This window comes from Pseudomonas sp. NPDC090208 (genome assembly GCF_044746785.1).
Taxonomy (GTDB): domain Bacteria; phylum Pseudomonadota; class Gammaproteobacteria; order Pseudomonadales; family Pseudomonadaceae; genus Aquipseudomonas.
The window spans coordinates 151292-172608 of the sequence record NZ_JBIVCU010000001.1 but is presented as its reverse complement, the minus strand read 5'-3'; the positions used below and the strand labels follow the sequence as shown (position 1 = coordinate 172608).

General features: G+C 62.4%; 18 protein-coding genes. 16 read left to right on the top strand and 2 right to left on the bottom strand.

The features are described from left to right. Nucleotides 1-61 precede the first annotated feature (61 nt). The 14 genes from waaF to ACIPL0_RS00700 all read left to right on the top strand — a co-directional run bounded on the left by waaF (nt 62) and on the right by ACIPL0_RS00700 (nt 15938). Complete coding sequence (waaF, locus tag ACIPL0_RS00765; RefSeq protein ID WP_400594815.1) at nt 62-1096, top strand: lipopolysaccharide heptosyltransferase II; 1035 nt, start codon at nt 62-64, stop codon at nt 1094-1096. A gap of 1 nt (nt 1097) precedes the next feature. After that, nucleotides 1098-2162 carry a lipopolysaccharide heptosyltransferase I gene (gene waaC / locus ACIPL0_RS00760; RefSeq protein WP_400594817.1) on the top strand — a complete coding sequence of 355 codons (1065 nt, stop codon included), beginning with the start codon at nt 1098-1100 and terminating at the stop codon, nt 2160-2162. Beyond that, nucleotides 2162-3286 (top strand): glycosyltransferase family 4 protein, encoded by a 1125-nt coding sequence (locus tag ACIPL0_RS00755; protein WP_400594820.1) that lies wholly within the window; start codon nt 2162-2164, stop codon nt 3284-3286. Before waaC ends, ACIPL0_RS00755 begins: the two co-directional genes overlap by 1 nt. Continuing rightward, entirely contained in the window at nt 3283-4089 is an 807-nt protein-coding gene (rfaP, locus tag ACIPL0_RS00750) for a lipopolysaccharide core heptose(I) kinase RfaP (RefSeq protein WP_400594822.1), read from the top strand. The genes ACIPL0_RS00755 and rfaP overlap by 4 nt, the downstream gene beginning before the upstream one ends. After that, nucleotides 4089-4823, top strand: a complete 735-nt coding sequence (locus tag ACIPL0_RS00745) for a lipopolysaccharide kinase InaA family protein (RefSeq protein WP_400594825.1) — start codon at nt 4089-4091, stop codon at nt 4821-4823. The genes rfaP and ACIPL0_RS00745 overlap by 1 nt, the downstream gene beginning before the upstream one ends. Beyond that, nucleotides 4820-5575: a lipopolysaccharide kinase InaA family protein gene (locus ACIPL0_RS00740; protein WP_400594827.1), complete on the top strand. Its 756-nt coding sequence runs from the start codon at nt 4820-4822 to the stop codon at nt 5573-5575. Before ACIPL0_RS00745 ends, ACIPL0_RS00740 begins: the two co-directional genes overlap by 4 nt. A 158-nt stretch (nt 5576-5733) precedes the next feature. Further along, nucleotides 5734-7173 carry a lipopolysaccharide kinase InaA family protein gene (locus ACIPL0_RS00735; protein WP_400594830.1) on the top strand — a complete coding sequence of 480 codons (1440 nt, stop codon included), beginning with the start codon at nt 5734-5736 and terminating at the stop codon, nt 7171-7173. A 307-nt stretch (nt 7174-7480) separates the two neighbouring features. Next, nucleotides 7481-9238, top strand: coding sequence for a carbamoyltransferase (locus ACIPL0_RS00730; RefSeq protein WP_400594832.1), 1758 nt, complete (start codon nt 7481-7483; stop codon nt 9236-9238). Further along, a complete protein-coding gene (locus ACIPL0_RS00725; protein ID WP_400594835.1) occupies nt 9222-10352 on the top strand; it encodes a glycosyltransferase in 1131 nt (376 codons plus the stop codon). The genes ACIPL0_RS00730 and ACIPL0_RS00725 overlap by 17 nt, the downstream gene beginning before the upstream one ends. Then, nucleotides 10352-11248: an antimicrobial resistance protein Mig-14 gene (locus ACIPL0_RS00720; protein ID WP_400594838.1), complete on the top strand. Its 897-nt coding sequence runs from the start codon at nt 10352-10354 to the stop codon at nt 11246-11248. The genes ACIPL0_RS00725 and ACIPL0_RS00720 overlap by 1 nt, the downstream gene beginning before the upstream one ends. Continuing rightward, nucleotides 11245-12654, top strand: a complete 1410-nt coding sequence (locus ACIPL0_RS00715; RefSeq protein ID WP_400594841.1) for a PIG-L deacetylase family protein — start codon at nt 11245-11247, stop codon at nt 12652-12654. The genes ACIPL0_RS00720 and ACIPL0_RS00715 overlap by 4 nt, the downstream gene beginning before the upstream one ends. 69 nt (nt 12655-12723) lie before the next feature. Next, nucleotides 12724-13680 carry a glycosyltransferase gene (locus ACIPL0_RS00710; protein ID WP_400594844.1) on the top strand — a complete coding sequence of 319 codons (957 nt, stop codon included), beginning with the start codon at nt 12724-12726 and terminating at the stop codon, nt 13678-13680. Nucleotides 13681-13839: 159 nt separating this feature from the next. Then, a complete protein-coding gene (locus ACIPL0_RS00705; protein WP_400594847.1) occupies nt 13840-14724 on the top strand; it encodes a glycosyltransferase family 2 protein in 885 nt (294 codons plus the stop codon). Then, on the top strand, nt 14721-15938 hold the full coding sequence (locus tag ACIPL0_RS00700) for an O-antigen ligase family protein (RefSeq protein WP_400594850.1): 1218 nt from the start codon (nt 14721-14723) through the stop codon (nt 15936-15938). Before ACIPL0_RS00705 ends, ACIPL0_RS00700 begins: the two co-directional genes overlap by 4 nt. Nucleotides 15939-15941: 3 nt before the next feature. Here the strand turns inward: ACIPL0_RS00700 and ACIPL0_RS00695 are convergent, their stop codons facing one another. Then, on the bottom strand, nt 15942-16604 hold the full coding sequence (locus tag ACIPL0_RS00695; RefSeq protein WP_400594853.1) for a toluene tolerance protein: 663 nt from the start codon (nt 16602-16604) through the stop codon (nt 15942-15944). A gap of 105 nt (nt 16605-16709) precedes the next feature. Between ACIPL0_RS00695 and msbA the strand changes: the two genes are divergently transcribed. Both msbA and hldE read left to right on the top strand, forming a co-directional pair. Then, complete coding sequence (gene msbA / locus ACIPL0_RS00690; RefSeq protein ID WP_400594856.1) at nt 16710-18512, top strand: lipid A export permease/ATP-binding protein MsbA; 1803 nt, start codon at nt 16710-16712, stop codon at nt 18510-18512. Between the two features lie 266 nt (nt 18513-18778). Continuing rightward, the gene (hldE, locus tag ACIPL0_RS00685; protein ID WP_400594859.1) at nt 18779-20200 is read left to right on the top strand and encodes a bifunctional D-glycero-beta-D-manno-heptose-7-phosphate kinase/D-glycero-beta-D-manno-heptose 1-phosphate adenylyltransferase HldE; all 1422 of its coding nucleotides are present in this window, start codon (nt 18779-18781) and stop codon (nt 20198-20200) included. A 132-nt stretch (nt 20201-20332) separates the two neighbouring features. Here hldE and ACIPL0_RS00680 read toward each other — a convergent pair whose 3' ends face one another. Then, complete coding sequence (locus ACIPL0_RS00680; protein WP_400594862.1) at nt 20333-21304, bottom strand: metal ABC transporter ATPase; 972 nt, start codon at nt 21302-21304, stop codon at nt 20333-20335. Nucleotides 21305-21317 lie beyond the last annotated feature (13 nt).

Genomic DNA, 21317 nt, shown 5'->3' with positions numbered 1-21317 from the left:
GTGGAAGCGTCACGCAGCCTGATGGGCCTCCCTGCTCGTTTCTGGTCGTTTTGGATTGAGCATGAGAATTCTGATCGTAGGGCCCAGCTGGGTCGGTGACATGGTGATGGCGCAAACGCTGTTCCAGTGCCTGAAACAGCGTCACCCGCAGTGCGAAATCGATGTGCTGGCGCCCGAGTGGAGCCGGCCGATTCTTGAGCGCATGCCGGAAGTGCGTCAGGCCTTGAGCTTTCCGCTCGGCCACGGCGCGTTCGAGCTGGCGACCCGCCGGCGCATCGGCCAGTCGCTCAAGGGCCGGTACGATCAGGCCATTCTGCTGCCCAACTCGTTGAAGTCGGCGTTCGTGCCGTTCTTCGCCGGTATCCCGAAACGCACCGGCTGGCGCGGCGAATTCCGCTACGGCCTGCTCAATGACGTGCGCCTGCTCGACAAGCAGAAATACCCGCTGATGATCGAGCGATTCATGGCGCTGGCCTATGACAAGGGCGCCGAGATTCCGCGTCCTTACCCCAAGCCGAGCCTGCAGATCGAAACCGCCAGCCGCGACGCCGCGCTGGCCAAGTTCGGCCTGGCCCTGGACCGTCCGGTGCTGGCGCTGTGCCCGGGAGCCGAGTTTGGCGAATCCAAGCGCTGGCCGTCCGAGCATTACGCCAAGGTGGCCGAAGCCAAGATCCGCGAGGGTTGGCAGGTCTGGCTGTTCGGCTCGAAGAATGACCATGCGGTGGGCGAGAGCATCCGCGAGCGGCTGATTCCCGGCCTGCGCGAAGAGTCGACCAACCTCAGCGGCGAGACCTCGCTGGCCGAGGCCATCGACCTGCTGTCCTGCGCCGATTCAGTGGTATCCAACGACTCCGGCCTGATGCACGTTGCTGCGGCGCTGAACCGCCCGCTGGTGGCCGTGTATGGCTCGACCTCGCCGGGCTTCACGCCGCCGCTGGCCGATCATGTCGAGATCGTGCAACTGGGCATCGAATGCAGCCCATGCTTCGAGCGCACCTGCCGTTTCGGTCACTACAACTGCCTGCGCCAGCTTGAGCCCGAGTCCGTGGTTCAGGCTCTGGAACGGCTGGGCGGCAGCCCGGTAGAGGTTGCCTGACTTGCGGGTACTGCTGATCAAGACCTCGTCGCTGGGCGACGTGATTCACACGCTTCCGGCACTGACCGATGCAGCGCGAGCGATTCCCGGCATTCAGTTCGACTGGGTGGTGGAAGAAGGCTTTGCCGAGATCCCGACCTGGCATCCGGCGGTGGCTGGGGTGATTCCGGTGGCGATCCGCCGCTGGCGCAAGAACCTTTGGCAGACCTTCAAGAACGGTGAGTGGCGCCAGTTCAAGCAGCGCCTGCGCGACACCCCTTACGATCTGGTGATCGACGCTCAAGGCCTGCTGAAAAGCGCCTGGCTGACCCGCTACGTAAAGGCGCCGATTGCCGGTCTGGACAGAAACTCCGCCCGCGAGCCGCTGGCCGCGCGTTTTTACGATCAGGCGTATCCTGTGGCCCGTGGGCAACATGCGGTCGAACGTCTGCGTCAGTTGTTCGCTCAGGCGCTGGGTTATGAAGTCCCGGCGGGCCTCGGCGATTACGGCCTGGATCGCAGTCGCTTGCTGGACGCCGAAAGCGGCGTGCCGTTCGTGCTGTTCCTGCACGGCACTACCTGGGTCACCAAGCACTGGCCCGAGCTGTACTGGCGTCAGTTGGCCGAGCGCATGATTGGTCAGGGCTTCGAAGTTCGCCTGCCGTGGGGCAACCCGGCGGAGAAGGCGCGGGCCGAGCGGATCGCCGATGGCCTTGATAACGCCGTGGTGCTCCCCAAATTGAATCTGGCTGGCGTTGCTCGCGTGCTCGCCGGTGCCCAGGGCTGTGTCGCGGTCGACACCGGGTTGGGCCATCTGGCGGCGGCGCTGGACGTGCCGACCCTGTCGCTGTTCGGCCCGACCAATCCGGGCCTGACCGGCGCCTACGGCAAATCGCAGGTGCATCTGGCCGCGGATTACCCGGCCTGCGCGCCGTGCCTGCAAAAGAAATGCACCTATCGCCCGACCGCTGAAGATCAGCGTCGGGTCGATACCGAACGCGAGTGGCCGATGTGCTTCACTCGCCTGAATCCCGAGCGTGTGGCGACCCAGTTGGGTGCGCTGCTGCCGGCAAAGGAACATCCGTAATGCAACTGGCCTTCGTGCTTTATAAATACTTTCCCTTCGGTGGCTTGCAGCGCGATTTCATGCGCATCGCCCTGGAGTGTCAGCAGCGCGGGCATCAGATCCGCGTCTACACGCTGATCTGGGAAGGCGACGTGCCGCCGGGCTTTGAAGTGCTGGTGGCGCCGGTCAAGGCGATCTTCAACCATCGGCGCAACGAAAAGCTCACTGACTGGATGAACGCCGACCTGGCCAAGCGCCCGGTCGACCGCCTGATCGGCTTCAACAAGATGCCCGGTCTGGACGTCTATTACGCCGCCGACGGCTGCTACGAAGACAAGGCGCAGAACCTGCGCCACGGCCTGTACAAATACTGGGGTCGTTATCGTCACTTCGCCGACTACGAGCGCGCGGTGTTCGCCAGGGATGCGAAGACCGAAGTGCTGATGATTTCCGAAGTGCAGCAGCCGCTGTTCATCAAGCATTACGACACCCCGCTGGCGCGTTTCCACCTGCTGCCGCCGGGGATTTCCCAGGACCGTCGCGCCCCGGCCAATGCCGCCGAGATCCGCGCCGACTTCCGTCGCGAGTTCAAGCTGGGCGACGATGACCTGCTGCTGGTGCAGATCGGTTCCGGCTTCAAGACCAAGGGCGTCGACCGCAGTCTCAAGGCCTTGGCGGCCTTGCCGTCGGAGCTGAGAAAGCGCACCCGGCTGTTCGTCATCGGCCAGGACGACCCCAAGGTCTTCCAGTTGCAAAGCACCACGCTGGGCCTGAACGACAACGTCACCTTCATGAAGGGCCGCAGCGACATCCCGCGTTTCCTGCTGGGCGCCGACGTGTTGATTCACCCGGCGTACAACGAAAACACCGGCACCGTCTTGCTGGAAGCGCTGGTGGCCGGGCTGCCGGTGCTGGTCAGCGCGGTGTGCGGTTACGCCCATTACATCGCCGAGGCCGACAGCGGTCTGGTGCTCGATGAGCCGTTCGAACAGAGCCAGCTCAACGACTATCTGGCCCGCATGCTCAAGGACGATGCCGCGCGCACGGCCTGGGGCCGCAATGGTCTGGCGTTCGCCGACACGGCCGATCTTTACAGCATGCCGCAGCACGCTGCGGATGTGATTTTGGCGGAGCACCGCGGATGAAGCTGATTCTCGCAGAACCCTTCAAAAGCCTGTGGGTCGGGCGCGATGCGTTCGACGCCGTCGAGGCGTTGCAGGGGCAGGTGTACCGCGAGCTGGAAAACCGCCGCACGCTGCGCACGGAAGTCGACGGGCGCGGTTATTTCGTCAAGATCCATCGCGGCATCGGCTGGGGTGAAGTGGCGAAGAACCTGCTGACCGCGAAATTGCCGGTGCTCGGTGCCGGCAAGGAATACGACGCGATCAACCGCCTGACCGAAGTCGGTGTGCCGACCATGACCTGCGTGGCCTACGGCGAGCGTGGCAACAACCCGGCGGCGCAGCATTCGTTCATCGTCACCGAAGAGCTGGCGCCGACCGAAAGCCTGGAAGATGTCAGCATCAACTGGCTCAAGGAGCCGCCCGAGCCGCGTATGAAGCGCGCCTACATCGCCGAAGTGGCTCGACTGGTCGGCATGATGCACCGTGCTGGGGTCAACCACCGCGACTGCTACCTTTGCCATTTTCTGCTGCACACCGACAAACCGGTCACGCCTGACGACTTCAAGCTCTCGGTGATCGACTTGCACCGTGCCCAGACCCGTCCGGCGATTACCATGCGCTGGCGCAACAAGGATCTGGCGGCGCTGTATTTCTCGGCGCTGGACATCGGCCTGACCCGTCGCGACAAGATGCGTTTCCTCAAGGGCTACCTTCAGCAACCGCTGCGCAAGATCCTTGCCGAAGAGTCGGCGCTGTTGGTGTGGCTGGAGGCCAAGGCCGAGAAGCTTTACCAGCGCAAGCTGCGGTACGGGGATGCGCTCTGATGGCGGGATGGAATCTGGAACCTGGCTACACGGCGCTGGCCGATGACTTCGGTTCGCTGGATGCAGTGTTCGCCTTGCAGGGCGAGCGTCTGACCCGCGACCCGCTGTCGGAAGTGATCCGTGTCGAACGAGGCGGCATCAACTATTACGTCAAGCGTTACGTGGCCGCCGGCAAGGGGCTGCGCCGTTATCTGGGGCGGCCACGGGTCAAGTCCGAGTGGCAGAACCTCAAGCGCTTCTCCAAGTGGGGCATTCCGACCGCCGAGGTGGTGGCCTGGGGGCTGGAGCGCAAGGGCGCGGCGTATGATCGTGGCGCGCTGATCACCCGCGAGCTGCCGCGCACCGAAGACCTGTCCGAGCTGGCCCGGCATCACGATGCGCGTCTGACCGACCGCTCCTGGGTCGACGCCGTCAGCCGTCAGGTGGCGCGCTACACCCGCACCATGCACGACAACCATTTCACCCATAACGATCTGAAATGGCGCAACCTGCTGGTCGATGACCGGTCGACAGTGTTCCTGATCGACTGCCCCAACGGTGCGTTCTGGGTCAGCTTCATGCTGCGCTACCGCATCACCAAGGATCTCGCGTGTCTGGACAAGGTGGCCAAATATCACCTTTCGGCGACCCAGCGTCTGCGCTTCTACCTGCAATACCGTGGACGCCAGCGCCTGAACGCCTCAGACAAAAAGCGCATTCGTCATATCGTCAGCTTTTTCGAGGGGCGCGAATGAGTGTTTTCATTGCTGACGCCGACCGTGGCCTGTTGGAGCGCCATGGTCTGGCGGATTTCGATTCGTTGTGGGACGTCGAGCTGGATGCCGTCGACGAACCGAACACCGGGCGCGGTGGCTGGAGCAGCGTGTTCCGCCTGGAGCTGGAAGGTTCGGGCTATTACCTCAAGCGCCAGAGCAACTACCTGACTCGCACCCTGCATCATCCACTGGGCGAGCCGTCGTTTTCCCGCGAGTTTCGCAACATCAGCCTGTACCAGAAACTCGGTATTCCGGCGCTGCATGCCGTGTTCTACGGCGAGAAGAAGGTCGACGGCGAGCGCCGGGCGATTCTGATGACCCGCGCGCTGGACGGCTGGACCGACCTGGATGCCTTGCTGACGCAGTGGAGCGAACTGTCCGCGACCCAGCGTCTGGCGATTCTGCAGGCCTGTGGACAACTGGCGCGCACGCTGCACAAGGCTGGTCAGGTACATGGCTGCTTTTACCCCAAGCATATTTTTCTCAAGGCCCGCGGCGGTGCTTACCTCGCACAGTTGATCGACCTGGAGAAAACCCGCAAATCGATTTTCGGTCGACGCGACCGGGTCAAGGATCTCGAACCGCTGCTGCGCCGTGCGCCGGTGTGGAACGAAGCAGAAGTGCGCGAGATGCTCGGCGCGTACCTGCAAGCCCCGAGCGACAGCGGTCTGGTGGATGCCTGGTGGCAGCGGCTGGCCAAGCGCGGCAGTCATAAGCGTGCGGGGCGGTAAACGCTGTTCCTTGTGGGAGCGAATTCATTCGCGAGGCGATCGAACGGTCGACACGTTTTTATCGCCTGCAGGATTTTTCGCGAATGAATTCGCTCCCACAAATGCTTCACCGTTCATAAGGTCTGCGTTTCATCCATGTTTGATCGAAGAGGGCGCCGATGCGTTTGTCTGAACTGAAAAACGCCGGTCGTACGCCAACGCTGCCCATGAGCATTGCGCTGGCCGATGCGGCCGGTCCGGCCGATCTGCAACTGTTGAGCCTGTTGCGGGTGTTGCCGGGGCAGCGCTACGTCGGCGCGGGGATCTGGCGCGGGCGTCCGGTGCTGGCCAAGTTGCTGGTGGGCAGCAAGGCACCCCGGCACTTTCAGCGTGAGCGTGCCGGTGTGCAGTTGCTCGCCGAACAGCAACTGACCACGCCGCAGCTGCTCGCCGAAGGCCTGAACGAAGGCGAGGGCGGCTGGCTGTTGTTCGAGTTTCTCGATCAGGCCGAAAGCCTCGGCGATGCCTGGAAGGCCGTGGAAAACCTGCCGCCTCTGGCCGATGAGCAAAGCGCCGTGCTCGGCGAAGCACTGGAAGCCGTGGCGAAGATGCACGCCAAGGGGCTGTGGCAGGAAGACCTGCACCTGGACAACCTGCTGCGTCAGGGCGGCCAGTTGTACCTGATCGACGGCGCCGGCATCCGCGCCGAAGAAGCCGGCAAGCCGCTGTCGCGGCAAAAGGTGCTGGAAAACCTCGGCGTGTTCTTCGCCCAACTGCCCAAATCGCTGGAGCCGTTCACCGAAGAACTGCTGGTGTATTACTTGCTTAGCAACGGCGAACACGGTCTGCCGGTCGAGGCCTTGCAGAAGCAGATCGACAAGGTGCGCAGCTGGCGTCTGCGCGATTACCTGATCAAGGTCGGTCGCGAGTGCAGCCTGTTCAGCGTGTTCGACGGTCCGTTCGCCCTGCGTGCCATTCGCCGCGAAGAGACCGCCGCGATGCAGCCCGTGTTGCAGCGCGCCGATGCGTTGATCGACAACGGCCACCTGTACAAGACCGGTGGCGCAGCCAGTGTCGCCAAAGCCGAGGTCGATGGTCGCGAACTGGTGATCAAGCGCTACAACATAAAGAATTTCGCCCACTGGCTAAAACGCTTCTGGCGCCCAAGCCGGGCCTGGCATTCGTGGCGCGAAGGCAACCGCCTGATGTTCCTTGGCATCGCCACGCCGAAGCCGCTGGCGCTGCTGGAAAAGCGCTTTTTCTGGTTGCGTCGTCGGGCGTATCTGGTCACCGAATACCTGTCGGGGCCGGACATCATCGAGCGTTTCGCGCCGTACGTAGAGTCGGGCGAAGCGCCGGAAAACGAGTTGCTGGCGCTGGACCAGCTGTTTGCGCAACTGCTGCGCGAGCGCATCAGCCACGGCGACCTCAAGGGCCACAACGTGTTCTGGCAACAGGATCGCTGGGCGCTGATCGACCTCGATGCCATGTGCCAGCACCGTTCGGCCAGCAGCTTTGCCAGCGCCTTTGCCAAAGACCGGGCGCGCTTCATGCGCAACTGGCCGGCCGACAGCGCGCTGCATCAGTTGCTGGAGCAGCGCCTGCCCAAGGCACCCTAGGCGTTGTACGAAATGTCCTGACACTCGGTGATGCTGCGTTGAAAGCAGGCTCGGAATGCTCATTTACAAACTCGTAAAGTCGGGCGCGACCCCGGCCGTTCCTCGCCTGCTTTCGCCTTGCCTCACCTTCGCGTCAGAACTTTTCGTACGGAGCCTAAGGCCCGCGATGCTTTTCAGCGGGCCGCGACCAATCCCTCGGCATTACGCTATAATCCCGCCCTTTAGCTGCCCGCCGCCCAGGCGCCGGGCACACCTTATCGATCAGGCGCACGCCGCCTGCACGCAGACTTTAAGAGGCTAGACCCTAGTGGCATTGACGATCCTTGGCCTGTCCGGCGCCCTTAGCCATGATCCTTCCGCGGCCCTGTACATCGACGGCAAGCTGGTGGCCGCCGCTGAAGAAGAGCGGTTCGTGCGCGACAAGCATGCAAAGAACCGCATGCCTTACGAATCGGCGAAGTTCTGCCTGGAACAAGCCGGCATCAAGCCGTCCGACGTTGACGTGGTGGCGATTCCGTTCGCCCCGATCAGCCTGTTCGGCGAAGCGCGCTGGCACTACGCCAAGCGTTACTGGTACGCCCCGGATCGTGCGCTGGACGCGATCCTGATGGGTAACCGTCGCTACAAGCGCTACCGCAACAAGATCGTCTGGTGCCTGGAGCAACTGGGTTTCGACCCGAAAAAGGTCAAGATCGAGCCGGTCGAACACCACTTGGCGCACGCCTCCAGTGCCTACCACTGCTCCGGTTTCAAAGAGAAAACCGCGATCCTCGGTATCGACGGCAAGGGTGAGTACGCCACCACGTTCTTCGGCTACGGCGAAAACGGCAAGATCCACAAGATCAAGGAATTCTACGACCCGGATTCCCTGGGCGGCCTGTACGGTGCGATCACCGAATTCCTCGGCTTCGAAATGCTCGACGGCGAATTCAAGGTCATGGGCATGGCGCCGTACGGCGACGCGACCAAGTACGACTTCTCGCGTCTGGCCAGCTTCGAAAACGGCGAACTGGTGATCAACACCGAATACGCGAACGTCATCGGCCTGCGTCGTTATAAAGAGAAGGGCAAGGGTTTCTACTTCTCGCCAAAACTGATCGAGTGGCTGGGTCCGAAGCGCGAAGGCGACATCGCCGACGAGCCGTACATCCACTACGCGGCCAGCATGCAGGCGCTGTTCGAGAAACTGGCGCTGCAGATGATGGATCACTACCTGGGTGACATCCTCAAGGAAACCGGCAAGATCGCCTTCGCCGGCGGTTGCGCGCTGAACGTCAAGCTGAACCAGAAGATCATCGCCCGTCCTGAAGTCAAAGAGCTGTTCGTGCAGCCGGCTTCCGGTGACGCCGGTACGGCGGTCGGTGCAGCGGCCTATGTGTCGCACCAGCGCGGTGTGCCGGTCGAGAAAATGGAGCACGTCTACCTCGGCCCGTCGTACAGCAACGAAGACGTCATCGCGGCCTGCGCACGCCATCCAAGCGCGCCGAAATGGCGCAAGCTGGAAAACATGCCGCAGCAGATCGCCAAGATCATGGTCGACGGCAACCCGGTGGCCTGGTTCCAGGGCCGCATGGAGTTCGGTCCGCGCGCCCTCGGTGGCCGCTCGATCATCGGTTGCCCGAGCGTCGAAGGCGTGGCTGACCGTATCAACCACCAGATCAAGTTCCGCGAGCGCTGGAGGCCTTTCTGCCCGTCGATGCTCGACACCGTCGCTCCGCAGATGATCAAGATCGATCACCCGGCGCCGTTCATGACCTTCACCTTCGAAGTCGCCGAAGAGTGGAAGACCCGTGTACCGGAAGTCGTCCATGAAGACGGCACCTCCCGTGCTCAGGTGCTCAAGCGCGAATACAACCCGCGCTACTACGACATGATGAAGGCGCTGGAAGACCTGACCGGCAACGGCGTGTCGCTGAACACCTCGCTGAACCGCCGTGGCGAGCCGATGATCTGTTCGCCGACCGACGCGCTGAACATGTTCTTTGGTTCGGATCTGCAGTACCTGATCATGGAAGACATCCTCGTGGTCAAAGACGGTGCGGACGCCTATGACACGCTCGGCTGAGCGTCATGTGTTGCAGTTCTGCCACGGCTATGACGGGCCGTTTCTCGACTGCGCCCGTCAGTACGCCAGTCTGTTCGCCGGCCAGGGGTACCGTGTCACCACGGTGTTCCTGACCGGCGCAGCCGACGCCGATGTGGCCAATGGCTGCGCCTCCGATGAAGTGCTGTTCATGGAATACAGCTCCAAGGCCATTCGTGGCCTGAAGCTGGGTGCCATTCGCGATCTGCGCAAGATCGCCGCTTCGCGCGATTTCTCCTTCTGCATTGCCCACCGTTTCAAGCCGATCTACATCGCCTTGCTCGCCACCGGCCTGCCGGTGATTGGCGTGCATCATGCGTTCGGCGACTACCAGCGCCGCAGCCGCAAGCTGTTCGCGCATCTGTTCCGCAAGCGCCTGAGCCTGCTTGGGGTGTCGGACGCGGTGCGTGACGACATGCGCAAGTGCTTGCCGAAATGGCCGACCGGGCGCATCCAGACCCTCTACAACCGGATCGATGTCGAGTCGCTCGCGGCACTGCAACTGCCTCGTGAACAGGCCCGCGAAGCGTTGGGTCTGCCGCAGGATGCGTGGATCGTCGGTAACGTCGGACGCCTGCACCCGGACAAGGATCAGGCCACGCTGTTGCGCGGCTTTGCCGAAGCTGCACCGAGACTGCCCGCCGGCAGCCAGCTGGTGATCATGGGCAAGGGCCGTCTGGAGCAGGATCTGAAAGAGCTGGCCATGGAGCTGGGTATTGGCCGACAGGTCATGCTGCTGGGTCAGGTGCCGCAGGCCAGTCGTTACTTCAAGGCCTTCGATGCATTTGCGCTCAGTTCCGATCACGAGCCGTTCGGCATGGTTCTGCTGGAGGCCATGGTCGCTGGCGTGCCGCTGATCGCTACGGCGGCAGGCGGCGCGAAGGAAGTGGTCGAAGGCGTGGGCATTCTGTTTCCGCTGGCCGACCCGGAGCATCTGGCCCAGGGGCTGGTGCACTTGTCGCACCTGGACGGCGAACAGCGCCAGTCCTGCGCCGAGCTGATGCTTGAACGTCTGCATGAGCGCTTCTCCGACGAGGCGGTGCGCCGGGTATTCTGGCGTCTGCCGCAAGTGACCGATCTGACGGCGGAATCCTGATGCTCAATCGTTTTCAAACCTGGCGCGAGCGCGGCTGGACGGCCATCGACGCGAGCGCCTATCAGGATGTCTGGCAGCGCTACGGCGGCAGCGTCGCGACGCATCCGCTGGTGGTCGAACGTCTGGCGGGTCTTGCTGAAATTCCGGTGCGTTACCTGGGCTGGCAGCAGGACGGCGAACTGAAAGCGGCGATTCCGACCTGGGGGCGCTTTCTGGCGCTGTCCAAGGACGTGCTGAAAAACCGTGGCAAGAAAGGTCTGTACGATCTAGGCAATGCCGAGCTGATTCTGCCGGCCGCCGCTGATGCGCAGGTGCCGGTCCGCCATCGCGGGCGCTATCTGTCCGAGCTGAGCGCTGGCCGGATCGCCACCCTCAAGCCACAGGCCGAATCGCTGGCGATGGCCCGTGCGCCGGAAGACCTGTCGAAGAAATTCCGCTACAACCAGCGCCGTGAGCTGCGCCTGCTTGAGGAAGCGGGTGGTGTGGTGCGTCCGGTCAGCGACTTCAGCAGCGCCGAGATGGCGCGTATGTACTGCGATCTGTTCCAGCGCCGCTGGGGTTTCCCTGCCACCGGCGCCGAGCGCATGGCTGAGGTCATCGAACTGCTGCGGGAACTGCTGATCGGTTCGGTGATCTTTCTCAACGATGCGCCCATTGCCATTCAACTGATCTATCGGGTTGAAGCGCCAGAGTGGATCAGCATCGAATACATCAACGGTGGCGTCGACCCCGAAACCCGTGACTTCAGCCCCGGCAGCGTGTTGAGCTTCCTCAATACGCAGAGCGCCTGGGAAGACGCGCGGGCTCGCGGCAAGGCGCTGCGTTTCTCCTTTGGTCGCGCCGATCGTGAGTACAAGGATCGTTGGTGCAACCCCGTACCGGTGTTTCAGATTTGAGCCGCAAACAGGAACTGCTCAAACGCCACCGCCGCAACAAGCGCGTGGCGCTGGTGGTGGCATTGCTGGTGCTGATCGTGCTCAGCGTTGCCGTGGCGTGGTGGTTGCCGCTGTTGCTCGCCGTGCTGGGCTGGGTGGCCCATGAGGCCTGGTTTTCCGATCACCTGTTCTACGCACCTGGCGACGACTATCAGTATCGTTTTCCGGCAGAAAACGAAGTGCCTGGCGTTCGTCTGCAAGGCGACACGCTGGTGCTGGATCAGCCGCAGACACTCACCGACGCCGACACCCTGGTGCTGGCGTTGCCGCTCAAGGCTTCGTGGACGGGACGCTTCTTCGATCCGTTCGTCGAACTGTTGACGGGCGACGTGCGCGACCGTCAGGCCTTCGAGCGCGGCGTCAACGGCGTGCGCTACCTCAACCTCACTGGCCTTGGTGATGCGCTGAGTGCCGGGCGCCTGCGGATTCGTGGTCATCGCTTGCGCATTCAGGGCGCGCCCCGGCTGTGGTCGTTCCGCCATGCCGATGCCCGTCGTCAACGGGTGATGGTCATCGCGCCCCACGCAGACGATGCCGAGTTGGCAGCGTTCGGCCTGTACAGCGAAGCCGACGAGAGCTGGGTCGTCACCCTGACCGCCGGGGAAATCGAGGCCGAACACTATCAGCAGATGGGCATGAACCGCGCCGAGGCTGCGCGGATCAAGGGCCGCTTGCGTGCCTGGGACAGCATCGCCGTGCCGCGCTGGGCCGGCGTGCCGGAGTCGCGCTGCGTGCAACTGGGCTATTTCTGCCTGCAACTGCCGGCGATGCAGGCGGCACCGGATCAACCTGTCGCGTCCCGTGAGGCCGATCTGGCCGATACCCGCCTGTTCCGTCAATTCAACAGCATGAGCCTGCCAGGCGATGTCGACGGCGCGCCGACCTGGCGCAACCTGATCGCCGATCTGAAGGCGCTGCTGCTGGAGGCCCGGCCGCAAGTGCTGGTCATGCCCCACGCGACCATCGATCCGCACCCCGATCACATCTGCGCCCAAGCGGCCGTGCTGGAAGCGTTGCAAGGGTTGGAATGGCAGCCGACGACGATTCTCGGCTACGCCAACCACCTGCACGACAACGACCGCTGGCCCATGGGCGATGCCTATAGTGGCGTGGCGTTGCCACCGGTGTTCGATGCCGCCCAGGAACTGGTGCCCTACAGTGTCGAACTTGATACCGCACAACAACGCGACAAAGCCATGGCCTTGGGTATGATGCACGACCTGCAACCGCCGGCTCCGCTCAAGCGGCGTATCCGGCGCTGTCTGCAACAGCTGTTGGCCGGCCGACGCTGGCCGGCCGAGGGCGAGAACGAATTTTTCAGAAAAGCGGTGCGTCGCCACGAGCTGTTCTGGCGCAGGGAGCTTTGATCGCGCGGGATCGCCCTTGAGGCAATCGAGCGGTCGGGCCGACAGTCATCCGGTTTTACAAGGGCACCCATGAAGGTTCTATTCCTGGTCCAGAAAGAGCAACGCGCGATTCTGGACCGACTCTACGAAGGCGTCGCCGAACACTGCGAGTGCGACCTGCGCTGGTTGAGCTCTGACGAGCAACGCAACCTGCGGCGTTATTTCCGTGAGCATGTCGATGTCACGCGCTACGACCGCATCGTGTTCTTCCTGCGCTTCAAGCAGGAGATCCGCCAGGCATCGTTCATTCGCACCGTGCCCAATCTGGTGATCCTGGAGCACGACGCCTACCAGAATTACATCCCCTGCAAGTACACCGGAAAATTCAGCGCCCATTACCGCAAACTGCCGTGGGCTCGCGTGCTCAGCTCCGGCTTCGTGGTCAGCGAGCGCCTGCGCGGCGAAGGCTTCGACGCAGTGTTCGTGCCCAAGGGTTATGACCAGAGCCTGCTGGCCGATCAGGGGCGCGAGCGTGACATCGAACTGGCCTTCGTCGGCAGCACCAACAGCGTCGCCTACAGCGGTCGCAAGGCGTTGCTCGACGAGCTGGGCCAGGTGGAAAAACTGGTGGTGACCCGTACCAAGTCCGGTGAGGAATACTGCGACACCCTCAACCGCATCCGTTTCTTCGTCAGTGCCGACGTCGGCATGGGCGAATACATGATCAAGAATTTCGAAGCGATGGCCTGTGGCTGCGTGCTGTTTGCCTATGATCAAGGGGAGGCGGAAAACCGTGCGCTGGGCCTGCAGGACATGCACAACGTGGTGTTCTATAGCGACATCCCGCAGTTGCAGGAAAAGCTCGCGGTGCTGCGCAATGATCCGGACCTCGCTGCACGTATTGCAGTCAATGGGCGCGATCTGGCAGTGTCGCAGTTCAGCTTCGCGGCCATTGGTGCGCGGATCGTGAGGGAGCTGGAACCGCCGTTGCGCCAGCAGGCGCCGGTGGGTTGGCTGGAAAAATGGCGAGCGGCGCTCGGGATATGATGTGAACGCATTGCGCGCCGAAGATAGCGGCATCCATTCAATAGTCGATGACACCATGCCTGCCTTTTCAATGCCCGGCTGTTGCGATATTTACGGTGAGCCAGCGCGAATCTGGCTCCTGACGGTACAACCAGAAGATGCCAGGGATCGGGTGTGAATATGAGCTGGCCTTTAGTTTCGGTTCTGGTGCCGTGTTTCAACCATGAGCACTACATCGAGGAATGCCTGAAGAGCATCCTCAGCCAAGACTACGACAACTTCGAAGTGATCGTCGTCAACGATGGTTCGACCGACAGCAGCGCCGAACGCATCGAAGCACTGCGGCAGCTCCACGGCTTTCAGTTCTATCAACAGGAAAACCAGGGCGTCAGCGCCGCGCTCAACAATGCCCTGAGCCACGCGCGCGGCGAATTCGTGATCACCCATGACTCCGATGACGTGATGCTGGCCGGTCGCCTGCGCCGTCAGGTGGCGTACATGCAGGAGCATCCGGAAGTCGGCCTGCTGGGCGCCAAGGTGATCTACATTGATTCCGCCGGCAAGCCCCTGAAGCACAAGAAGACCACCGGTGGCCCGGTCCGGCGCCTGAGTTTCGATCAGCTATTGGCCGACGCCTATGCCGTCGGCGCACCGGTCGCCATGTACCGGCGCGAAGCGATCGACAAGGTGGGCGGTTATGATCCGTCGATCAAGGTGCAGGACTTCCAGATGACCCTGCGCATTGCCGAGGCTGGTTATCAGGTCGATATCCTGCCCGACAACGTGACCCTGTACCGGCGGCACGAAACCAATATTTCCAAGACGGCCTACAAGAGTCAGCTCACGTACGACCTGAAAGTCATCGAAGCCTATATCGATAATCCGGCTTATGAGTCGGGGCGCTTGGCAATCATTAACAAAGCGCTGAAAGAATCGGTGGTGATCGACAAGCCATTTGCCCGCAGCCTGTTCGCCAGCATTCCGGTCCACCGCTGGAACCGCGTGACGTGGAAGCGCTTCAGGCACTTCGTTTTCAAACATGGCAAGCCAAAGGGTGCGCAGTGAGTCAGCTTATTCAGGGTCAGCGGGGTTTCGACAGAATCATCGCGCTGAGCGTCGAGCAGGTGCGGGGAGTGTCCGGTCACCTGGGCGTGTTTGGTGTGTTGCTGGCGTTCGGCCTGTTCTGGAGCGTCGCCGGGGTGATGCTGACCCCGACCATGAAGTTCTACAGCTGGCTGCTGACCGCGTTCGTCTACTTGCCATGCCTCTATTTGCTGGTGCGCCATTTCCACGAGTTTCGTTACACGGTGCTGAACCGGCGCGAGTTGTGGCTGTTTCTGCTGCTGTTTCTCTGGTCGCTGGTGTCGCTGAGCTGGAGCCATGACGCCGAGCGCTACCTGACCATCATCAAGCGCGAGCTGTTCTTCCTGATGCTGATCCTCGGCTGGATCGTCTGGGGGCGTACGTTCAACCGCCAGCTGCAGAGCATGATGATTCTCTGGGGCGGTCTGGCGGGGCTGTATTCGCTGGCCTGTCTCATCGCCTATCCGCTGCGCGGGATCGACCGCATGTACGGTTTCGGCGGTTTCATGGACAACCCCAACCCGGCGGCCTACACCATCGCAGGGCTGGTGGTGCTCAGTTGCACCTGGTGGCCGCAAGGCCTGCGCGGGCGCATCGTCTGGGCGCTGATCCAGACGTGTTCGGTGATTTTCGTGGTCATGACCGGCAGTCGCGGAGCCATCGTGTCGATGGCGGCCGTGGCTGCGGTGGTCTCGCTGCTGGGCGGCGGGCGTTTCTATCGCACCCTGGCTGTGCTGGTATTGCTGGCAGGGGTGACGCTGGTGGCTATCGAGCCGACGATTCTGTTCCGTGGCGATTCAGAGCGCCTCGAATTGATGAAAGGTGCGCTGGCGCTGATTCAGCAACGCCCCTGGCTGGGGATCGGCCTGAGCAGCGACTATGAAGTGTCGGCGCTTGGCATTGTATTCGGTCACTGCCACAACCTGATTCTCGACACGGCCGTGCAGTACGGCGTGATCTTCACTGCGCTGTGGATCTGGCTGTGGTTGTGGCTGGGTTACCGTGCGTGGCGCCATCGCGACGAAAGCCTGGGCATGGCCATCCTGATGGTCTGGATTTTCGCCACGGTGGCCGTGCAGTTCGACGTGTTCACCGTCTTTGGCCGCGCACGCGCCATGTGGATGATCGTCTGGATGCCGTTCGTGCTGTCCCTGTGTCTGGGTAAGTCCGAGAAAAGACAGCAGGTCGTCAACTAGCCGTCAGGCTTTGCCGTTCGCCGCCAGATGCTCCTGGAGTGTCTGGCGCTGCCAGCGATGCTGGCTGTGGGCGATGTAACTGTCGAAAAACAGATCCCCGTTCTCCTGCAGCAGCCAGGCATGGTCGTGCTTGTAGCGACGCATGTGCTGGAAGTTGCGCAGACACAGGCTTTTGCGCAGCGGGCGGCGCAGGGTTTTCATGTCGGCGATGTCGATCAGGCCGAGTTCGTTCTCCGGCGTCATCACCACGTTGCCCAGGTGCAGCGAGCGGAAGTAGATGCCCTGGTTGTGCAGTTCTGCCACGAAACGGCCGAACTTCCTGAGCAAGTCCGCATCCTGAAACTGCGCCGGTTCGGCGATCAGTTGGCGCAGGGTCAGGCCGGGCAGCGGCTGGTAGTGCACCACGTCGCGGGCAATGTCGCCAACGCGGTAGGTCGCCAGCACTTCGGGGCATGGAATGCCACGCTTGCGCAGCATCTGCGCGTTGTTGGCAAAGCGTTTGGCGTAGGGGAAAAAGGCTGCCGAAGAGATCAGGCGCTTGCGCCGGAACAGCTTCATGAAGTTGCCATCGGTCAGGCGTAGCACCTTGTCGCCGAAGACGTCCGCTTCTAGGACTTCGGCATCTCTGCGTAGGGCTTGGTAGTCAGAGTAGGCAAGTGCGCGCATGCGGGCTCCTTCGAAAATGGCGGCCATGATACCCCAGCTGGCGGCCTGAGGCCCAATGCCCGGGCGTGTGATAGTATTCGGGCTCTTTTTATCGTATCGATGACCATGAGCACGCCAGAGAACCGCGAATCTTCCAGCCTGAAAATCTATTTCCGACTGCTGAACTACGTGAAACCCTACGTGGGTATCTTTCTGCTCAGCATCGTCGGGTTCGTCATTTTCGCCTCGACCCAGCCCATGCTGGCCGGCATCCTCAAGTACTTCGTCGACGGTCTGACCAACCCCGAGGCCGTGCTGTTTCCTGACGTGCCTTACCTGCGCGATCTGCAATTGCTGCAGGCCGTGCCGCTGCTGATCGTGCTGATCGCCGCGTGGCAGGGGCTGGGTTCGTACCTGGGCAACTATTTCCTGGCCAAGGTTTCCCTCGGGCTGGTCCACGACCTGCGGGTCGAGCTGTTCAACAAGCTGCTGGTACTGCCCAACCGCTATTTCGATACCCACAACTCGGGCCATCTGATCTCGCGGATCACCTTCAACGTGACCATGGTCACCGGCGCTGCGACCGACGCGATCAAAGTGGTGATCCGTGAAGGCCTGACCATCGTTTTCCTGTTCGGTTATCTGGTGTGGATGAACTGGAAACTGACCATCGTCATGCTGGCGATCCTGCCGCTGATCGGTTTCATGGTGGGCAACGCCAGCAAGAAATTCCGCAAGCAGAGCAAGAAAATCCAGGTGGCGATGGGCGACGTGACCCACGTCGCTTCGGAAACCATTCAGAACTACCGCGTGGTGCGCAGCTTCGGCGGCGAGAAGTACGAAGAAGATCGCTTCGCCCGGGCCAGTACCAGCAACACCGACAAGCAGCTGCGCATGACCAAGACCGGCGCGGTCTACACGCCGATGCTGCAACTGGTGATCTACACCGCCATGGCGGTGCTGATGTTCCTCGTGCTGTTCCTGCGTGGCGATGCGACGGCCGGTGATCTGGTCGCCTACATCACTGCGGCCGGCCTGCTGCCCAAGCCGATCCGTCAGCTGTCCGAAGTCAGCTCGACCATTCAGAAGGGTGTGGCTGGCGCGGAAAGTATCTTCGAACAGCTGGACGTCGAGCCGGAAGTCGACACTGGCACCGTCGAGAAAGAGCGCGTCAGTGGTCGCCTCGAAGTGCGCAACCTGAGCTTCACCTACCCGGAAACCGAGCGTCAGGTGCTCAACGACATCAGCTTCTCGGCAGAGCCGGGGCAGATGATCGCGCTGGTCGGTCGTTCCGGCAGCGGCAAGTCGACGCTGGCCAACCTAATCCCGCGTTTCTACCATCACACGAGCGGGCAGATTCTGCTCGATGGCGTCGAAATCGAGGAATATCGCCTGCGTAACCTGCGCCGGCACGTTGCTCAGGTGAACCAGAACGTCACCCTGTTCAACGACAGCGTTGCCAACAACATCGCCTATGGCGATCTGGCCGGTGCGCCACGTGCCGACATCGAGGCGGCTGCGGCCGATGCCTACGCCAAGGAGTTCGTCGAACAGTTGCCGGAAGGCTTCGACACCCAGGTCGGCGAAAACGGCGTGCTGTTGTCCGGCGGTCAGCGCCAGCGTCTGGCGATTGCCCGTGCGCTGCTGAAGAATGCGCCGCTGCTGATTCTCGACGAAGCCACCTCGGCGCTGGACACCGAATCCGAGCGGCACATCCAGGCGGCACTGGATCACGTCATGAAGGGCCGCACCACGCTGGTCATCGCCCACCGGCTGTCGACCATCGAGAAGGCCGACCTGATTCTGGTCATGGATCAGGGACGCATTGTCGAGCGTGGCACCCACGCCGAGCTGCTGGCGCAGAACGGCTTCTATTCCCGTCTGCACGCCATGGGCCTGGACGAGCCAGCGCCGGTCGGGGCTGTTTGACCGGAAACCGATACCCGACCCCGGCCTGTAGGAGCTGGCTTGCCCTGCGAGCGGCGGGGCACCCGTCGTAAAACCTGGCAACCGTATTTTACTGACACACCGCGTTTGCTGATTTTACGACTGCTTCGCAGCCGCTCGCAGGACAAGCCAGCTCCTACAGGAGAATGGTGAAATCCTTTGAAACTGGTTTTTCCTTAGAGCATCAAGCCTTTCAGAACCCTGTGCTAAGATTCCGGCCTTGTTCATTCTTGGTTACGGGTTTTTCGATGAAGTTGTCCATGCCGCGTTTCGATCAGGCACCAGTTCTGGTGGTGGGCGATGTCATGCTCGACCGCTATTGGCATGGCGGTACCTCACGGATTTCGCCTGAGGCCCCGGTGCCGGTGGTCAAGGTCGACCAGATCGAAGACCGTCCGGGCGGTGCCGCCAACGTGGCACTGAACATCGCCGCGCTGGGCGCAAAAGCATCGCTGGTCGGTGTGACCGGCGAGGACGAAGCCGCCGAAAGCCTGAGCAACAGTCTGGCTGCCGCAGGCGTGACCGCGCGCTTCCAGCGCATTGCCCATCAGCCGACCATCGTCAAACTGCGCGTCATGAGCCGCCACCAGCAACTGCTGCGTATCGACTTCGAAGAGCCGTTCGCCACCGATGCCTTGTCCCTGAGTGAAGACGTCGACTCGATGCTGGACGGCGTCAAGGTGCTGGTGCTGTCCGATTACGGCAAGGGCGCGCTGAAAAACCATCAGGTGCTGATCAAGACCGCCCGCGACCGCGGCATTCCGGTGCTGGCCGACCCCAAGGGCAAGGACTTCGCCATCTATCGCGGCGCCAGCCTGATCACGCCGAACCTCAGTGAATTCGAAGCCATCGTCGGCCATTGTGCTGATGAGGCCGAGCTGGTCGCCAAGGGCGGCAAGTTGATGGCCGATCTGGAGCTGGGTGCGCTGCTGGTCACTCGTGGCGAGCATGGCATGACCCTGCTGCGCCCCGATCAGCACGCGCTGCACCTGCCGGCCCGTGCCCGTGAAGTGTTCGATGTCACCGGTGCCGGTGACACGGTGATTTCCACGCTGGCGGCGGCGCTGGCAGCGGGTGAAGAACTGCCCCATGCCGTGGCCCTGGCTAACCTGGCGGCCGGTATCGTGGTCGGCAAACTGGGTACAGCGGCGATCAGCGCGCCGGAACTGCGCCGCGCCATTCAGCGTGCCGAAGGTTCCGAGCGTGGTGTGCTGGCGCTGGAGCAACTGATGCTGGCGGTTGAAGATGCCCGTGCGCACAACGAGAAAATCGTGTTCACCAACGGCTGCTTCGACATCCTCCACGCCGGCCACGTGACCTACCTGGAGCAGGCTCGGGCGCAAGGCGACCGGCTGATCGTCGCGGTCAACGACGACGCTTCGGTGAGTCGCCTGAAAGGTCCGGGTCGGCCGATCAACAGCGTCGACCGACGCATGGCAGTACTGGCCGGTCTGGGCGCGGTCGACTGGGTGATCAGCTTCCCTGAAGGCACCCCGGAAAACCTGCTGACCCACGTCAAACCGGACGTGCTGGTCAAAGGCGGCGATTACACGGTAGAGCAGGTGGTCGGCGCGCCGATCGTCCAGGCCTACGGCGGCGAAGTACGCGTGCTGGGGCTGGTGGCAAACAGCTCGACCACGGCGATTGTCGAGAAGATTCGCAAGCAGTAGCACCCTGCACAGCACAATCCTGTAGGAGCCGGCTTGCTGGCGAAAGCGGAGTTTCAATCGACATCAGTGTTGACTGATCCAGCGAGTTCGCCAGCAAGCCGGCTCCTACAGTTCAGAATCCCGGCGACAGCCTCAAGCCTTCTGCAAGCGCTTGCGCGCAATGCGCAGCAGCTGTTTGGCGCCTACGGTCAGGCGGCGTTTGATTCCGGTCTTGCCGGCTTTCGGCGGGGTCAGCCCTTGTTGCAGCAACCAGTCCTTCCAGCGAATCCGCTCGTCGTGCACCACCCAGCCTTGTTGGGCCGCGAAACTCTCCGCCAGATACAGCCCCCGGGTGCCCGCCGGGGTCAGCTTGTCGCGCTTCAGCGTATACAGCTCCGGCAGGGGCGAACCGTTTTCCAGCGGCATCAGGTACAGGTCCGGCTTGCTGCGGTTGAGCCGTGCCACCAACTGGTCGTTTTCCAGGGTTTCGTCGACGTGGAACAGGCTCAGCGGACGCGCTTCCCGCGGCACCTCCAGACGCATGTCGTAGATCAATTGCAGCGAAGCGGTCGGCAGGTGCACGTACGCCCGTGGCCGTTCGATCAGGGTCATGTTGCCGCAACGCACCGGGCGGGCTGCGCCGGACAGCGGGCTGAGGCGAAAGGGCATGGCTTCACGGTAATGCAGCGCCGCCGAATAGGGCGCCGGCAGCCAGGTGTCGTTGAAACGACCGCCCAGCCAGCCCTGGGGTGTTTCGATCAGGCATTCCTCGGCCACTTCCTGGATCGCCGTGTGCAGCGGCAGGTTCAGTTCATGGGCCGGGACATAGCCGGAAATCAGCTTCAGTACCACGTCGCCGCGATCCTGCCGCCGTTGCCGCACCAGCACCCAGTAATCACGATTCTGCCAGTTCAGGGTCAGCCGCACCGACACGCCGAGGTTGGCCAGTTCGGCGGAAAAGCGCTCGTTGTTCTCCACCTCGATCTTGCGCCGACGGGACAGGGTCTGGGAGAAGTTCAGCGGCATCCCGACGCTCTGGTAACTCAGGCTGTCGGGAGTGGCTTCGACGAACAGGGGCAGGGTCTTGAAGTTGCTGGGGTTCTTGCGGATCAGGGTTCGCGGCATATCGGCTCCTTCT

Coding starts and splice junctions, on each gene's coding strand:
- waaF (WP_400594815.1), top strand. CDS start 62: ATGAGAATTCTGATCGTAGGGCCCAGCTGGGTCGGTGACATGGTGATG.
- ACIPL0_RS00755 (WP_400594820.1), top strand. CDS start 2,162: ATGCAACTGGCCTTCGTGCTTTATAAATACTTTCCCTTCGGTGGCTTG.
- rfaP (WP_400594822.1), top strand. CDS start 3,283: ATGAAGCTGATTCTCGCAGAACCCTTCAAAAGCCTGTGGGTCGGGCGC.
- ACIPL0_RS00745 (WP_400594825.1), top strand. CDS start 4,089: ATGGCGGGATGGAATCTGGAACCTGGCTACACGGCGCTGGCCGATGAC.
- ACIPL0_RS00740 (WP_400594827.1), top strand. CDS start 4,820: ATGAGTGTTTTCATTGCTGACGCCGACCGTGGCCTGTTGGAGCGCCAT.
- ACIPL0_RS00735 (WP_400594830.1), top strand. CDS start 5,734: ATGCGTTTGTCTGAACTGAAAAACGCCGGTCGTACGCCAACGCTGCCC.
- ACIPL0_RS00725 (WP_400594835.1), top strand. CDS start 9,222: ATGACACGCTCGGCTGAGCGTCATGTGTTGCAGTTCTGCCACGGCTAT.
- ACIPL0_RS00720 (WP_400594838.1), top strand. CDS start 10,352: ATGCTCAATCGTTTTCAAACCTGGCGCGAGCGCGGCTGGACGGCCATC.
- ACIPL0_RS00710 (WP_400594844.1), top strand. CDS start 12,724: ATGAAGGTTCTATTCCTGGTCCAGAAAGAGCAACGCGCGATTCTGGAC.
- ACIPL0_RS00705 (WP_400594847.1), top strand. CDS start 13,840: ATGAGCTGGCCTTTAGTTTCGGTTCTGGTGCCGTGTTTCAACCATGAG.
- ACIPL0_RS00695 (WP_400594853.1), bottom strand. CDS start 16,604: ATGCGCGCACTTGCCTACTCTGACTACCAAGCCCTACGCAGAGATGCC.
- msbA (WP_400594856.1), top strand. CDS start 16,710: ATGAGCACGCCAGAGAACCGCGAATCTTCCAGCCTGAAAATCTATTTC.
- hldE (WP_400594859.1), top strand. CDS start 18,779: ATGAAGTTGTCCATGCCGCGTTTCGATCAGGCACCAGTTCTGGTGGTG.
- ACIPL0_RS00680 (WP_400594862.1), bottom strand. CDS start 21,304: ATGCCGCGAACCCTGATCCGCAAGAACCCCAGCAACTTCAAGACCCTG.